Below are 15144 nucleotides of genomic sequence, written 5' to 3'. Positions count from 1 at the left end.
ATTCGCCGGGGGTTCTTTTTTGGAGGTTCAGTCCACTGGAGATCGCGGCTCGAACTCTCCGGCAAAGCACGATTTTCATGGCTTCAATCTCAAGACGCCCACAAAATGTGTGGCTATGACAGCTTTTCAACGATAGCGTCCGAGATATTGCACACGACCCAAGAGGTCGTTTCAAATTGATCCAGAAGGTCGTTCATGTCTGACACGCAGCACCCATTAGCCCCGCATCATCTGCCGCACTATTTTGCCACCGCCGACGGCAGCGACTACCTCTTTACGGTCATGGTTTTCTTCGTTTTGGGGATCATCCTGCTGGTGGGCGTCGCTTACTTCACGTTGCACGCGCTGCCGGAACAAATGGCGCATAAGGGGAATGCGACGCAGCTGCAGTTGATCAGTATTCTGGCGATGCTGGCGCTCTTTACGCACAACAATATCTTCTGGGTCGCAGCACTGGTTCTCGCAGCCTTCAGGCCACCTGACATCGTCACCCCCCTGTCGTCCATCGCGCAATCGCTTCAGGCCATGGTCAGCAAGGAAAAGTAAGATATGTTTGAGCTTATTTTCTGTTCATTGCTGACGGTTCTGCCCGATTATCTGCTGCGCCGTCGTTTTCAGGGCAAGCGCTGGGGTGTGGAGATCGATTTTTTCACCGTCTGGTACGAGTTGCGCTGGGGCATCACCATGTGTGCGATGCTCACCACGATGCTGATCACCATCGTCTTTTATTATCATCCGTCGACCTCCAATGTGGCGTCGTTTTTCCGAACGCTGACCATCCTGTCCGAGGGCGGTGGGCGCGTTGAAGAAGTCTATGTCGAGATCAACGAAGAGGTGAAAGCAGGCGACCCGATCTTCAAGCTGGACAGCAGCAGTCAGGAAGCGGCAGCAGAAACCGCGCGGCGGCAAATCGAAGAGGTAAATGCGGCCCTGCAGGTGGTCGAGGCCGAGCGTGGTACCGCCAATGCCATCGTGGCGCAGGCGCAAGCTGCCTATCAACAGACGTTGGAAGATTTTCAGCGGCAGGTGGCCTTGCGTGATCGCGGGTCGACCGCTGTCAGTGAGCGCGACGTCACCGTGCTGCAAAACGAATTGGCTGTGCGACAGGGGGAAGTGGATGCCGCAAAAGCCGGTCTTGACGCGCTTCAGGTTCAGATCGATGTACAATTGCCGGCGCAGCTCGCCAGTGCCGAGGCCGCACTAACCCAGGCTGAGACCGAGATTGCAAAGCTCACGGTTTATGCGGGTGTGGACGGCACAATCGAGCAGCTGACGCTGCGCAAGGGTGATATCGTCAATCCGATTTTGCGGCCCGCGGGCATTCTGGTGCCGTCGGATGCCGGGCGAAACAGGTTTCAGGCTGGTTTCTCGCAGGTCTCCGCGCAGGTCGTCAAAAAGGGTGGCGTGGCTGAAATCATGTGTGCGTCGAAACCCTTTACCGTCATCCCGATGGTGATCACCGAGGTGCAGGATGTCATCGCGTCCGGCCAGATCCGCCCGTCGGACCGCCTGGCGGATGTGCAGGTGCAGAGCGCTCCGGGTACAATCCTTGCGTTTCTGGAACCGATCTATCCCGGACAGACTGACGATATTCCCCCCGGCAGCAACTGCCTTGCCAATGCCTATACCTACAACCACGATCTGCTGGACGACCCTTCGCTTGGCTTCGGGCAATGGCTCTTCATGCATGTGGTGGATACGGTTGGCGTCGTGCACGCCGCTGGCCTCAGGATCCGCTCCCTGCTTTTGCCGCTTCAGACGCTGGTCTTTACCGGCCACTAGGAGATCGCTTTGACCGCAGAGGATTTCATGCCTGACCGTGAGCGGGTTGCATCATCGTGACGGATGGGCAGGCCAACGCGGGCGTCTGGTCCCCGAATGTGACAGGGGCCATGTTGATGATGGCATCCATGGCCTGTTTCACCGTCAATGACGCGCTGATCAAGGCGACGGGTGGTGCTTTGCCCTTGTTCCAGCTGCTGGTCTTGAGGGGGGTGCTGGCGACCTTGCTGATCGCTTTTCTGGCAGGGTCGCGCGGGGCGTTCTGCGTCAAGGCGTCGCGCCGAGATTGGGCCTTGATCATCCTACGGTCGCTCTCGGAGGTTGGCGCGGCTTACTTCTTTGTCACCGCGCTGCTGAACATGCCCTTGGCGAATATCACGGCCATTCTCCAGGTGTTGCCTTTGACAGTGACGCTGGGATCGGCGCTGATCTTTCGGGAGGCGATTGGCTGGCGCCGTATGACCGCCATCCTGATCGGTTTTTGCGGCATGTTGCTGATCGTCCGGCCAGGCCTCGAGGGCTTCACCCAATGGTCGCTCTATGCGTTGATCGCGGTGCTTTGTGTGACGGCGCGTGATCTCTCCACGCGACGGATCTCGCCGCAAGTACCCTCCTTGCTGGTCACTTTCTCCGCGTCCCTGACCGTTCTGATCGCCGCGGGGCTGGCATCGCTCAGCATTGAATGGGCGCCGATCACATCGGGCCTTGGTGGATTGATCGCGGCATCGTCGTTTTTCATCGTCGGAGGTTACTTCTTCAGCGTGCAAGTAATGCGGGCAGGGGATGTCTCCTTCATTGCACCCTTTCGATACACGGGGCTGATCTGGGCGCTGCTGCTGGGATGGGTGGTCTTTGGTGAATGGCCCGGGATGATGACGCTTCTGGGGGCTGGCATTATCGTCGCAACCGGGCTTTTTACCCTCTACCGGGAACGCGCGCTCATGCGTGGATAACCACGCCGCCCACCGTGGTGATGTCGCTTGCGTCCGCAATTTCAAGGGGGGCTAATTGCCAGGTGAACCTGCACCATCCCTGGTACCACGCATCGGTGTCGCAGCGGCTCGATAAGATGGGCGGGCCTGTTGACACCATGCGCGACTCCTTCTATACGCCCGCTATCTCGACGGCAGGGGTCCACCTTGCGCGCCGAATTCAGAACTGAAGTGGTCACGATCCGGCCCCCTATCGGCCCGATCCTCTGTAAACCCACCGCGTCGTTTCCTCGGTACGGAAGCGTGGCGGTCTTTTCGCATTGCGCCATAGGCGCATGTAAATCGTAGCGCCCATGGCGCAGTTTAGAGATTGCGCCATAGGCGCATTCAAATTGTAGGCGGACGCGTCTGCGAGAGAGTTAAACCGCATGGGGGTCGTCCTCGTGCACACATATGTGAGCAACACGGGGAAAGAACCGGAATGCCAACGATCCAACAGCTGATCCGCAAACCGCGGCAGCCAAAAATTAAACGTTCAAAGTCCATGCACCTGCAGGAATGCCCGCAGAAGCGTGGCGTTTGTACGCGTGTTTATACCACCACTCCAAAGAAGCCGAACTCGGCGATGCGGAAAGTGGCCAAGGTCCGTCTGACCAATGGCTTTGAGGTGATCAGCTACATCCCGGGCGAAAGCCACAACCTTCAGGAACACTCCGTGGTTCTGATCCGTGGCGGCCGTGTCAAAGACCTTCCCGGTGTTCGTTACCACATCCTGCGTGGTGTTCTGGATACCCAAGGCGTCAAAGACCGTAAGCAACGTCGTTCGAAGTACGGCGCGAAGCGTCCGAAGTAAGAGGAATAGAGAATGTCCCGTCGCCACGCAGCCGAAAAACGCGAAGTCCTGCCAGACGCCAAATATGGTGATCTGGTGCTGACGAAATTCATGAACAACCTGATGATCGACGGCAAGAAGTCGGTCGCAGAACGCATCGTTTACAGCGCGCTCACCCGCGTTGAAGACAAGATCAAACGTGCGCCCATCGAGGTCTTCCACGAAGCGCTCGACAACATCCAGCCCTCGGTCGAGGTTCGCTCCCGCCGGGTTGGTGGTGCGACGTATCAGGTGCCTGTCGAAGTGCGCCCCGAGCGCCGTCAGGCTCTGGCCATCCGCTGGCTGATCAAAGCCGCCCGTTCGCGCAACGAGAACACCATGGAAGAGCGCCTGGCAGGCGAGCTTCTGGACGCTGTTCAATCCCGCGGCACCGCCGTGAAGAAGCGCGAAGACACCCATAAAATGGCCGACGCCAACAAAGCGTTCAGCCACTACCGCTGGTAAACACTGTCGCGCCCCCTGTGGGCGCGATGATCCGTTTTTAGATACCTCAAGGAAGCAGCCCCATGGCACGCGACTATCCGCTCGACCGCTACCGCAACTTTGGCATCATGGCGCATATTGATGCCGGTAAAACAACCTGTTCGGAACGCATCCTGTATTATACAGGCAAGTCCCACAACATCGGTGAGGTGCACGATGGTGCGGCTACCATGGACTGGATGGAGCAGGAGCAGGAACGCGGCATCACCATCACGTCGGCTGCGACCACCACGTTCTGGGAGCGCACCGAAGACGGCTCCACCGCGGACACGCCCAAGCACCGCATGAACATTATCGACACGCCCGGCCACGTGGACTTCACCATTGAAGTCGAGCGTTCGCTGGCAGTTCTCGATGGTGCGGTTGCCGTTCTGGACGCCAACGCCGGTGTTGAGCCACAGACCGAAACGGTTTGGCGTCAGGCCGACCGCTACAAGGTGCCGCGCATCGTTTTCGTCAACAAAATGGACAAGATCGGCGCGGATTTCTTCAACTGCGTTCACATGATCCAGGACCGCACAGGTGCGATCCCTTGCCCGATCCAGATTCCGATCGGGGCGGAGAACGAGCTGGAAGGCATGATCGATCTGGTCACCATGGAAGAGTGGGTCTGGGCCGGTGAGGACCTTGGTGCGTCTTGGGAAAAACGCCCCATTCGCGACAGCCTGAAGGCGCAAGCCGAAGAATGGCGCGGCAAGATGATCGAAGTCGCGGTCGAAATGGACGACGACGCGATGATGATGTACCTCGAAGGCGAAGAGCCCGACGTACCGACATTGCGCCGCCTGATCCGCGAAGGCACGCTGGCGATCAAATTCATCCCCGTTCTCTGCGGCTCCGCGTTCAAAAACAAAGGTGTTCAGCCTTTGCTCAACGCTGTGATCGACTATCTGCCGTCGCCGATGGACGTGGTTGACTACATGGGCTTCAAACCCGGTGACGAGACAGAAACCCGTGACATCGCCCGCCGCGCGGACGACAGCATGGCGTTCTCGGCGCTGGCGTTCAAGATCATGAACGACCCTTTCGTCGGCACGCTGACCTTCACACGCATCTATTCGGGTGTGCTGAACAAGGGTGACACGTTGTTGAACTCGACCAAGGAGCGCAAAGAGCGCGTGGGTCGGATGATGATGATGCACTCCAACGACCGTGAGGAAATCACCGAAGCCTTCGCGGGTGACATCATCGCGCTGGCCGGTCTGAAAGACACCACAACCGGGGACACGCTTTGCGCGGTCAACGATCCGGTCGTTCTGGAAACCATGACCTTCCCCGATCCGGTGATCGAGATCGCGGTAGAGCCCAAAACCAAGGCCGACCAGGAGAAAATGTCGACAGGTCTGCAACGTCTTGCCGCGGAAGACCCGTCTTTCCGTGTGGAAACGGATCTAGAATCCGGTCAGACCATCATGAAGGGCATGGGCGAGTTGCACCTCGACATCCTCGTGGATCGTCTGAAGCGTGAATTCAAGGTTGAGGCCAACATCGGTGCGCCGCAGGTTGCCTACCGCGAGACCATTGGTCACGAGGTCGAGCACACTTATACGCACAAGAAACAGTCGGGTGGTTCGGGTCAGTTCGCCGAGGTGAAAATGATCATCTCGCCGACAGAGCCGGGCGAAGGCTATTCCTTCGAGAGCCGCATCGTCGGTGGTGCTGTTCCAAAGGAATACATCCCAGGTGTTGAAAAAGGCATCCAGTCGGTCATGGACAGCGGCCCGCTGGCGGGCTTCCCCGTGATCGACTTCAAGGTGGCTCTGATCGACGGTAAATTCCACGATGTGGACTCCAGCGTTCTGGCCTTTGAAATCGCGGCCCGTATGGGCATGCGCGAAGGTATGAAGAAAGCCGGTGCGAAACTGCTCGAGCCGATCATGAAGGTCGAGGTTGTGACGCCTGAGGAATACACCGGTGGCATCATCGGGGACCTCACATCCCGTCGCGGTCAGGTGCAGGGTCAGGACACACGCGGTAACGCGATTGCCATCGATGCCTTCGTACCGCTGGCCAACATGTTCGGCTACATCAACACCTTGCGGTCGATGTCGTCGGGGCGTGCGAACTTCACCATGCAGTTCGATCACTATGAGCCCGTGCCGCAGAATATCTCTGACGAGATTCAGGCCAAATTCGCGTAAATTCCGCTGCCCCTTTTTCGGGGGCGGCGAAACCCAATGACCGGCGGGCCGACCGCCACACGATAAAATCCGGGCCTTCCGCCCGAAAGAACACCTAAGGAGGCCACCATGGCAAAGGCAAAGTTTGAACGTACTAAACCGCACGTAAACATTGGCACGATTGGTCACGTTGACCACGGCAAGACGACGTTGACGGCGGCGATCACGAAGTATTTTGGCGATTTTCAGGCCTATGACCAGATCGACGGCGCGCCCGAAGAGAAAGCCCGTGGCATCACCATTTCCACCGCCCACGTGGAATATGAAACCGACGCGCGCCACTACGCGCATGTCGATTGCCCCGGCCACGCGGACTACGTCAAGAACATGATCACCGGTGCGGCGCAGATGGACGGCGCGATCCTGGTGGTGAACGCCGCCGACGGCCCGATGCCGCAAACGCGCGAGCACATCCTGCTCGGCCGCCAGGTGGGCATCCCGACGATGGTTGTCTACATGAACAAGGTCGACCAGGTGGACGACGACGAACTGCTGGAACTGGTGGAAATGGAAATCCGCGAGCTCTTGAGCTCCTACGAATACCCTGGCGACGACATCCCCGTGATCCCCGGCTCGGCGCTGGCGGCGATGGAAGGCAACAACCCTGAGATTGGTGAAGAATCCATCAAGAAGCTGATGGCCGCCGTCGACGAGTGGATCCCGACGCCCGAGCGTGCGATTGACCAGCCGTTCCTGATGCCTGTGGAAGACGTGTTCTCGATCTCCGGTCGGGGTACCGTTGTGACAGGCCGTGTCGAGCGTGGCGTGATCAACGTGGGCGACGAGATCGAAATCGTCGGCATCCGCGACACTCAGAAAACCACCTGCACCGGTGTGGAGATGTTCCGCAAGCTGCTGGACCGCGGCGAAGCGGGTGACAACATCGGCGCGCTGCTGCGCGGCATCGACCGGGACGGCGTTGAGCGCGGTCAGGTTCTGTGCAAGCCGGGTTCGGTGACGCCTCACACCAAGTTCGAAGCCGAAGCCTACATCCTGACCAAGGAAGAGGGTGGCCGTCACACGCCATTCTTTGCCAACTACCGCCCGCAGTTCTACTTCCGCACGACGGATGTGACCGGCACGGTTCAGCTGGCTGAGGGTACCGAGATGGTGATGCCGGGCGACAACGTGAGCTTTGGCGTTGAGCTGATCGCGCCGATCGCGATGGAAAACGGATTGCGCTTCGCGATCCGCGAAGGCGGCCGCACCGTCGGCGCCGGCGTCGTGTCGAAGATCACTGAGTAAGCGAACTTGCTCTAGACAATCGGGGTGCCGGGTCATATTCGGCACCCCAGCCATTTCGGAGCAAGGCTCCGATACGCAAAAAAGACGCGATGAAGGGTGGCAATAAGGCTGCTCTTCCTCTCCGTTCAAGACCCCAGTTAGGGAAAAGAAAAAATGGCCATCCAAAGCCAAAACATCCGCATCCGCCTGAAGGCGTTTGACTATCGTGTGCTGGACGCGTCCACACAAGAGATCGTCAACACCGCCAAGCGGACCGGCGCATCTGTTCGCGGCCCGATTCCGCTGCCGAACAAGATTGAAAAGTTCACCGTTCTGCGTGGCCCCCACGTTGACAAGAAATCCCGTGACCAGTTCGAGATCCGCACGCACAAGCGTCTGCTGGATATCGTTGATCCGACCCCCCAGACCGTGGACGCGCTGATGAAGCTCGACCTGGCCGCTGGTGTGGACGTCGAGATCAAGCTGCAATCGTAAGCCAGGGAGGGACATTATCATGTTGCGCTCAGGCGTTATTGCAAAAAAAGTCGGGATGACCCGGCTGTTCATGGAAGACGGCAAGCAGATCCCCGTGACCGTGCTTCAACTCGACAAGCTGCAGGTAGTGGCGCAGCGGACATCTGACAAGGACGGCTATTCGGCCGTTCAACTCGGTGCCGGTTCTGCTAAGGCCAAGCGGACGTCTCAGGCCATGCGCGGGCACTTCGCTGCGGCGAAGGTGGAACCAAAGCGCAAGGTTGCAGAGTTCCGCGTGGACGAAGAGAACCTGATTGGCGTGGGTGAAGAGATCACCGCGAACCATTACTTTGAAGGTCAGTTCGTCGATGTGGCGGGCACCTCCATCGGTAAAGGGTTTGCCGGTGCGATGAAGCGCCACAACTTCGGTGGTCTGCGCGCGTCGCACGGTGTGTCGATCTCGCACCGCTCGCACGGCTCCACAGGCCAGTGTCAGGATCCAGGCAAGGTTTTCAAAGGCAAGAAAATGGCCGGTCACATGGGGGCGGCGCGTGTCACCACCCAGAACCTGCAGGTTGTCCGCACGGACGCAGACCGTGGCCTGATCATGGTCAAAGGCGCCGTTCCAGGCTCCAAAGGCGGCTGGGTCACAGTCAAGGATGCGGTGAAAAAGCCGTTCCCAGAAAACGCGATCCTGCCTGCGGCGCTGAAATCTGCTGCTGAAGAAGCTGCAAAAGCTGCTGAAGAGGCCGCTGCTGCAGCCGCCGCAGAGGCCGAAGCAGAAGCCAAGCGTCTGGCCGAAGAGCAAGCCGCTCAGGAAGCCGAACAGTTGAAAGCTGCTGAAGCTGATATCGCGGCTGACAAGGCTGATGATGCTGGCGATGCCGAAGACAAGAAAGAAGGTGACGCATGAAACTCGATGTCATCAAACTCGATGGCGGCAAGGCCGGGTCGGTCGATCTGGACGAGGCGCTCTTTGGTCTCGAGCCACGGGCCGACATCCTGCACCGCGTCGTGCGCTGGCAGCGCAACAACGCGCAGGCGGGAACGCATAAGGTCAAGACCCGTTCGGAAACCAGCTACTCGACCAAGAAGATCTATCGCCAGAAGGGTACCGGCGGCGCACGCCACGGCTCCCGCAACGCGCCGATCTTCCGCGGTGGTGGTATCTATAAGGGCCCGACCCCGCGCAGCCACGGTCACGAGTTGACCAAGAAGTTCCGCAAGCTGGGCCTGTGCCACGCGCTTTCCGCGAAAATGAAAGCGGGCGAGCTCGTGATCATCGACGAGGCCTCCTCCGAAGGCAAAACAGCGGCGCTGGCCAAACAGGTTGCAAACCTGGGCTGGAAACGCGCGCTGGTCATCGACGGGGCGTCCGTGGACGAGAACTTCGCCCAAGCCGCGCGCAACATTGACGGTCTGGATATCCTGCCGACAATGGGCGCAAACGTATATGACATCCTCAAGCGTGACACCCTGGTGATCACGAAGGCGGGCGTCGAAGCACTGGAGGCCCGTTTGAAATGAGCGCCAAGGCAGAACATTACGATGTGATCCGCAAGCCGATCATCACCGAGAAAGCAACCATGTCGTCCGAGAATGGCGCGGTGGTTTTTGAGGTGGCGGTCGATAGCAACAAGCCGCAGATCAAGGAGGCCGTCGAGGCGCTCTTTGGTGTGAAGGTCAAAGCGGTCAACACCACGATCACCAAAGGCAAAGTGAAGCGTTTCCGCGGCCAGCTCGGCAAGCGGAAGGACGTGAAGAAAGCCTATGTGACGCTGGAAGCCGGCAACACGATTGACGTGTCTACCGGTCTCTGAGTAGACATCAGAAAGAAGTTGAAAACCCCGGCTTTGAGAGGCCGGGGTTTTTCTTTTTGCTTACACGCTGACGCGGGAAGTTGACGAGAAATATCAAAAAGAAAAGAGTGCTTTGAATAAGTCGAAAAAGAAATATCCAGTTGGCCCGGGTGACTTCGTGGACGGTCAAGCGATTACGACCTTCCAAGCGCTGTGCATATTATCCGGAGCTATTTTGGCTTGTTTCGTGCTGGGCTATCTACTCGCCGGATCAATGTCTGATCAATTTATCAATTCTCTCAGACGCTTATGGTTGATAGGCCCTCGTGTAGAAAGTTATAGTAGATATTCCCCAATTTCAGTTCCTTATTATATCGCGACACTGATAGTGAGTTTCCCAACTTCTATTGGTGTATTAATATGTTTCAAAAACAGATATTTGGTTAAAAAACGTGACCATAGAAACTTGAGCGCTGAGCTCCTTAGACGTGCGTTGATTGCAATGTCGTTCGCTATGCTCATATTCATGATCGTTAACTTCATGCCGATAAGCGATCCAAATGGTGTTTCTGCGCCCCTATTCTTCCCAGCTTTACCGGTTTTGGGTCCCTTGGCTGCCATGTTGCTTCCAGTCGGGTTTATGCAATTTTTTCCTTGGATCTATAGAAATAGTTGAGGGTACCGGTATGTTGATTGCGGAGCCATCTTTCTGACATGCGTGAAAAAATGCGCCAACGGTCCTGTTGAAGTTCGCGGAGCGCCATCAAATACTGATCCACGACAATAAGGTCGTCTGACATCTTGACCCGCCCTCGCGTCTTTAATAAGTGAACCCATCGGCACAGCCCCGGATTCGTCCGGGGTTTCGCCTTTGTCCGTATGGACATCCAAGTCGGGCACCTACGGGGGCCTTTATACCATAGGCGCTGTAAAGCGCCGTACAGCAAAACGGAAGACAGACAACATGGCACTCAAGTCGTATAAACCGACGACGCCGGGCCAGCGTGGGCTGGTACTGATCGACCGTTCGGAGCTCTGGAAAGGCCGCCCGGTCAAAGCCCTCACAGAAGGCTTGACCAAGAACGGCGGACGGAACAACACCGGACGGATCACGATGCGCCGCAAAGGCGGCGGGGCTAAGCGCCTCTACCGGATCGTTGACTTCAAGCGGAACAAGATGGATGTGGCGGCCACGGTCGAGCGCATCGAATATGACCCCAACCGCACAGCTTTCATCGCCCTCGTGAAATACGAAGATGGCGAACAGGCCTACATTCTGGCGCCGCAGCGTCTGGCCGTCGGTGACAGCGTGGTTGCGTCGCAAAAAGCAGATATCAAACCCGGTAACGCGATGCCTTTCTCGGGCATGCCCATCGGGACAATCGTGCACAACATCGAGATGAAGCCCGGCAAGGGTGGTCAGATCGCCCGTGCCGCTGGCACCTATGCCCAGTTCGTGGGCCGTGATGGTGGCTACGCGCAGATCCGTCTGAGTTCTGGCGAGCTGCGTCTGGTGCGTCAGGAGTGCATGGCGACTGTTGGTGCCGTGTCGAACCCCGACAACTCCAACCAGAACTACGGTAAAGCGGGCCGCATGCGCCACAAGGGCATCCGTCCTTCTGTGCGTGGTGTCGTGATGAACCCGATCGACCACCCGCATGGTGGTGGTGAAGGCCGGACCTCTGGTGGTCGTCACCCGGTCACCCCCTGGGGCAAGCCGACAAAGGGTGCAAAGACCCGGAACAAGAAAAAAGCGTCCAGCAAGCTCATCCTGCGCTCGCGGCACGCCAAGAAGAAGGGGCGTTAATCTATGTCTCGTTCAGTATGGAAAGGCCCTTTTGTCGACTCTTATGTGTTGAAAAAGGCCGAAGCGTCCCGCGAAAGTGGTCGCAACGAAGTGATCAAGATCTGGTCGCGCCGCTCGACAATCCTGCCCCAGTTCGTGGGCCTGACGTTCGGTGTCTACAACGGTCACAAGCACATCCCTGTCAACGTCAGCGAAGACATGATTGGTCAGAAGTTTGGTGAGTATTCGCCAACACGGACCTACTACGGTCATGCCGCCGACAAAAAAGCGAAGCGGAAGTAAGCCATGAGCAAGGATAAAAATCCCCGCCGCGTGGCTGACAACGAAGCAATGGCAAAACTGCGCATGCTTCGTACATCCCCGCAAAAACTGAACCTCGTCGCCGCGATGATCCGGGGCAAGAAGGTGGACAAGGCCCTGACGGACCTGACGTTCTCCAAGAAACGGATCGCTCTGGACGTGAAGAAATGCCTTCAGTCCGCCATCGCGAACGCGGAAAACAACCACAACCTCGACGTCGATGAATTGGTCGTCGCTGAGGCCTATGTGGGTAAAAACCTGACCATGAAGCGTGGACGCCCGCGCGCGCGTGGCCGGTTCGGCAAGATCATCAAGCCGTTCTCGGAAATCACGATCAAAGTGCGTCAGGTAGAGGAGCAAGCCTAATGGGTAACAAAGTCAATCCGATTGGCATGCGCCTGCAGGTGAACCGCACCTGGGACAGCCGCTGGTATGCCGACACGAAAGATTACGGGGACCTTCTGCTGGAAGACCTCGCGATCCGTGAATTCATCAAGAAAGAGTGCCATCAGGCCGGTGTGGCCCGTGTGATCATCGAACGTCCGCATAAAAAATGCCGCGTGACGATCCACACAGCCCGCCCCGGTGTCATCATTGGCAAGAAAGGGGCGGACATCGAAGGTCTGCGTCAGAAAATCGCCAAGATGACCGACAGCGAGTTGCACCTCAACATCGTCGAAGTGCGCAAGCCCGAGCTGGACGCGGCATTGGTCGGTGAAAGCATTGCACAGCAGCTGGAGCGTCGGGTGTCTTTCCGCCGCGCCATGAAACGTGCGGTGCAGAACGCCATGCGTATGGGCGCTCTGGGCATCCGCGTGAACGTCGCGGGCCGCCTTGGTGGTGCCGAGATCGCGCGGACCGAATGGTACCGTGAAGGCCGCGTGCCTTTGCATACCCTGCGGGCCGACATCGATTACGCACATGTGGAAGCGACGACTGCCTATGGCATCATCGGGATCAAGACCTGGATCTTCAAAGGGGAGATCATGGAGCACGATCCGGCCGCGCGTGACCGTAAAGCACAAGAACTCCAGGATGGCCCAGCACCCCGTGGTGCAGGCGGTCGTCGCTAAGGGGGAATGACAGATGCTACAACCAAAACGCACGAAATTCCGCAAGCAGTTCAAGGGCTCGATCAAGGGTCTTGCGAAGGGCGGGTCTGACCTGAACTTCGGCACCTATGGCCTCAAGGCCATTGAGCCCGAGCGGGTCACAGCCCGTCAGATCGAAGCGGCACGCCGCGCGATGACGCGTCACATGAAACGTCAGGGCCGGGTCTGGATCCGGATTTTCCCGGATGTGCCCGTCACAGCCAAACCCATCGAAGTTCGGATGGGTAAAGGTAAAGGCTCCGTCGACCGTTGGGCGGCGAAGGTCAAGCCGGGCCGCGTGATGTTCGAGATCGACGGCGTGAATGACGATGTCGCCCGCGAGGCCCTGCGTCTGGCAGCGATGAAGCTGCCGATCAAGACCCGGGTTGTTGTCAGAGAAGATTGGTAATCTTCTCTGAGTGCGGTGTAGCGGGTTTTCCCAGAAAACCTGCGGGCCGGCACCCGGTAGAAATTGAGAGCCTCCGCTGAGACATCAGCGGGGGTTTTTAATTGGGTCTGCGCCGAGCCATATGCCTCCAATCCTCTTGACGCGATCAACTGAATCTAAGAACACTCTATGCGTTTATCTCGTCTGCCTGTTTCCCGCATAGGTATGTCGCAACTGTTGAACAAAAAATGTGTATGAGAAGGCCGCTGTTATGAAGAAATATCTATTGTTGATCGCATTCGGATTGATGTCGGCCTGTGCGACACAGATCATGCAAGGCTATGTCGGCCGCGACATAACAGAAGTTGTTTTGGACTATGGCAAACCTACCAATGTGGTGGAACTTCCGGATGGGCGGACAGCATTCCAATGGAATAGAACGACTTCGTATACCGCTCCGATCACGACCAATATATATGGTAGTGGAAGCTACGCGACCGCTACGACATACGGCGGTGGAACGAGTTATAGTGACTGCCTCTACACACTGTTTGCACAACCAAACGCACAAGGTTCGTTTACTGTAACTGGCTATAAGGAACCCAGCTTTAGTTGCCTATGAAGGTTAGCGGTGCTTCGGTGGCAAAAAAGGCGTTGCAAAGGTATCAATCAAGGCCGCTTTGCTCGAACTCCCCAATGAAAGGCGAAACGACCCACTCATAGAGTTTCTTGAGATCGCTGTTTTTGTTGCTATGCATCTTTTGTTGCTCTGTCCTTGCGACGGAGTGCGGCCCGCAGGTTTTCTACGAAAACCCGCTACACCGCACGCGTCTCATTCAACTGGCTGGGCTAGACCCAGCTGTAGTTGAATGAGACGGAAATTCGTTCCTCTTCCGCCATGTTCAGCGGGACTTCGTGGCGCAGCCAGCTTTCCCAGAGCAGCACCTCGCCAGCTTCGGGCGTGACGTAGTGAAAGCTCCGCATCTCCGGGCGGGCGTCTTTCACACGGGCAGGCGCGGCCATCATCATCGGCAGCCGCGGGTCTTCGAATTTGATTGCGCTCGCACTGGGGGGAACGGTCACGTAGGTCGTGCCGCTGATGACACTTTGCGGGTGGATGTGGGAGGTGTGGATGCCGCCGGGGGGCAGGATGTTGATCCAGATGTCCTCCAACTTCAGCTTGCGGCCATCGAGGTTGAATTCAAGGTCCTTGGCGAAGGCCTTGACGTGTTTGTTCAGGACCTTGACCAGATCCTTGAAGATCGGAAAGCGGTATGGCAGGTCGGTCAGCGAGGCGTAGCTCGTGTAGCCAGGGTATCCGTTTTCGTCGCACCAGTCCTGGCCCGCCTCGTCATCTTCGGCGATGGACCAGCACGAGGCCTCAAGCTCGGCGGTGTCGATAGGCTGACCCTGCTCAGAGAGGGCGGCGCGATAGAGGCGGGTCACGAAGAGGGATTCGATGTCAGACATGCGCCTGTCTTATCCGAGCCGGGCCGTGCTGGCGAGTGGGTTAACCATGCGGCTGCGCAACACTTGACCGAGTGCAGATACGGCAGAACGGGCCTGCGAGACAGAACCTGAGGTTAAAGCCTTAAATATACCAGGGTCGAGGAATGCGCCCTCCGTACACTGTGCACCGAATGTGCGCCATCGGCGGGATCAAGGCAGCGCAGGGTAGGAAAGGTTGATGACGCTTAAGCGGCCGCTCAGCGGACCAAACCTGCCTTTTCTGCAAATACATGAATGACTGCTTCTTGTCTCAAGATCAGTCTGTCATCCGAAGCCAACAAAT

Annotated in this window: 19 protein-coding genes; 18 read left to right on the top strand and 1 reads right to left on the bottom strand. The window is 57.6% G+C overall.

Annotation, left to right across the window (positions count from 1 at the left end; all coding sequences use genetic code 11):
* Nucleotides 1–195: 195 nt before the first annotated feature.
* From Q1A20_RS11595 to Q1A20_RS11510, 18 genes are all read left to right on the top strand, one after another.
* Nucleotides 196–546: a hypothetical protein gene (locus tag Q1A20_RS11595; protein WP_298974875.1), complete on the top strand. Its 351-nt coding sequence runs from the start codon at nucleotides 196–198 to the stop codon at nucleotides 544–546.
* A gap of 3 nt (nucleotides 547–549) precedes the next feature.
* Nucleotides 550–1782, top strand: coding sequence for an HlyD family secretion protein (locus Q1A20_RS11590; protein ID WP_299407821.1), 1233 nt, complete (start codon nucleotides 550–552; stop codon nucleotides 1780–1782).
* Nucleotides 1783–1838: 56 nt separating this feature from the next.
* Nucleotides 1839–2735 (top strand): DMT family transporter, encoded by an 897-nt coding sequence (locus tag Q1A20_RS11585; protein WP_367180891.1) that lies wholly within the window; start codon nucleotides 1839–1841, stop codon nucleotides 2733–2735.
* A gap of 460 nt (nucleotides 2736–3195) precedes the next feature.
* Nucleotides 3196–3567 carry a 30S ribosomal protein S12 gene (gene rpsL, locus Q1A20_RS11580; RefSeq protein WP_011570072.1) on the top strand — a complete coding sequence of 124 codons (372 nt, stop codon included), beginning with the start codon at nucleotides 3196–3198 and terminating at the stop codon, nucleotides 3565–3567.
* A gap of 12 nt (nucleotides 3568–3579) precedes the next feature.
* Entirely contained in the window at nucleotides 3580–4050 is a 471-nt protein-coding gene (gene rpsG, locus Q1A20_RS11575; RefSeq protein WP_195819724.1) for a 30S ribosomal protein S7, read from the top strand.
* Nucleotides 4051–4112: 62 nt separating this feature from the next.
* Nucleotides 4113–6230, top strand: coding sequence for an elongation factor G (gene fusA, locus Q1A20_RS11570; RefSeq protein WP_298974882.1), 2118 nt, complete (start codon nucleotides 4113–4115; stop codon nucleotides 6228–6230).
* Between the two features lie 108 nt (nucleotides 6231–6338).
* A complete protein-coding gene (gene tuf, locus Q1A20_RS11565) occupies nucleotides 6339–7514 on the top strand; it encodes an elongation factor Tu (RefSeq protein ID WP_298974861.1) in 1176 nt (391 codons plus the stop codon).
* Nucleotides 7515–7673: 159 nt separating this feature from the next.
* A complete protein-coding gene (gene rpsJ, locus Q1A20_RS11560; RefSeq protein WP_108838874.1) occupies nucleotides 7674–7988 on the top strand; it encodes a 30S ribosomal protein S10 in 315 nt (104 codons plus the stop codon).
* 19 nt (nucleotides 7989–8007) lie between these two features.
* Nucleotides 8008–8880: a 50S ribosomal protein L3 gene (rplC, locus tag Q1A20_RS11555; protein WP_298974884.1), complete on the top strand. Its 873-nt coding sequence runs from the start codon at nucleotides 8008–8010 to the stop codon at nucleotides 8878–8880.
* Nucleotides 8877–9494 carry a 50S ribosomal protein L4 gene (rplD, locus tag Q1A20_RS11550; protein ID WP_298974886.1) on the top strand — a complete coding sequence of 206 codons (618 nt, stop codon included), beginning with the start codon at nucleotides 8877–8879 and terminating at the stop codon, nucleotides 9492–9494. The genes rplC and rplD overlap by 4 nt, the downstream gene beginning before the upstream one ends.
* Nucleotides 9491–9787, top strand: a complete 297-nt coding sequence (locus Q1A20_RS11545; protein ID WP_299407814.1) for a 50S ribosomal protein L23 — start codon at nucleotides 9491–9493, stop codon at nucleotides 9785–9787. The genes rplD and Q1A20_RS11545 overlap by 4 nt, the downstream gene beginning before the upstream one ends.
* A 112-nt stretch (nucleotides 9788–9899) precedes the next feature.
* Complete coding sequence (locus Q1A20_RS11540; protein ID WP_299916979.1) at nucleotides 9900–10442, top strand: hypothetical protein; 543 nt, start codon at nucleotides 9900–9902, stop codon at nucleotides 10440–10442.
* Between the two features lie 288 nt (nucleotides 10443–10730).
* Nucleotides 10731–11573 (top strand): 50S ribosomal protein L2, encoded by an 843-nt coding sequence (gene rplB, locus Q1A20_RS11535; protein WP_299407810.1) that lies wholly within the window; start codon nucleotides 10731–10733, stop codon nucleotides 11571–11573.
* A gap of 3 nt (nucleotides 11574–11576) precedes the next feature.
* Nucleotides 11577–11855: a 30S ribosomal protein S19 gene (rpsS, locus tag Q1A20_RS11530; protein WP_067296663.1), complete on the top strand. Its 279-nt coding sequence runs from the start codon at nucleotides 11577–11579 to the stop codon at nucleotides 11853–11855.
* Nucleotides 11856–11858: 3 nt separating this feature from the next.
* Nucleotides 11859–12239: a 50S ribosomal protein L22 gene (gene rplV, locus Q1A20_RS11525; RefSeq protein ID WP_195819734.1), complete on the top strand. Its 381-nt coding sequence runs from the start codon at nucleotides 11859–11861 to the stop codon at nucleotides 12237–12239.
* Nucleotides 12239–12946, top strand: coding sequence for a 30S ribosomal protein S3 (gene rpsC / locus Q1A20_RS11520; RefSeq protein ID WP_195819735.1), 708 nt, complete (start codon nucleotides 12239–12241; stop codon nucleotides 12944–12946). Before rplV ends, rpsC begins: the two co-directional genes overlap by 1 nt.
* 13 nt (nucleotides 12947–12959) lie before the next feature.
* Nucleotides 12960–13373, top strand: a complete 414-nt coding sequence (rplP, locus tag Q1A20_RS11515) for a 50S ribosomal protein L16 (RefSeq protein WP_219499988.1) — start codon at nucleotides 12960–12962, stop codon at nucleotides 13371–13373.
* Between the two features lie 250 nt (nucleotides 13374–13623).
* A complete protein-coding gene (locus Q1A20_RS11510) occupies nucleotides 13624–13974 on the top strand; it encodes a hypothetical protein (protein WP_298974900.1) in 351 nt (116 codons plus the stop codon).
* A gap of 227 nt (nucleotides 13975–14201) precedes the next feature.
* Here the strand turns inward: Q1A20_RS11510 and Q1A20_RS11505 are convergent, their stop codons facing one another.
* Nucleotides 14202–14822 (bottom strand): TIGR02466 family protein, encoded by a 621-nt coding sequence (locus Q1A20_RS11505; protein WP_299407804.1) that lies wholly within the window; start codon nucleotides 14820–14822, stop codon nucleotides 14202–14204.
* Nucleotides 14823–15144 lie beyond the last annotated feature (322 nt).

Origin of the sequence: uncultured Roseobacter sp. (genome assembly GCF_947501835.1) — a bacterium.
Lineage (GTDB): Bacteria > Pseudomonadota > Alphaproteobacteria > Rhodobacterales > Rhodobacteraceae > Roseobacter.
Note: the sequence above shows the minus strand (reverse complement) of the source record. Positions and strands in the feature narration are given on the sequence as shown.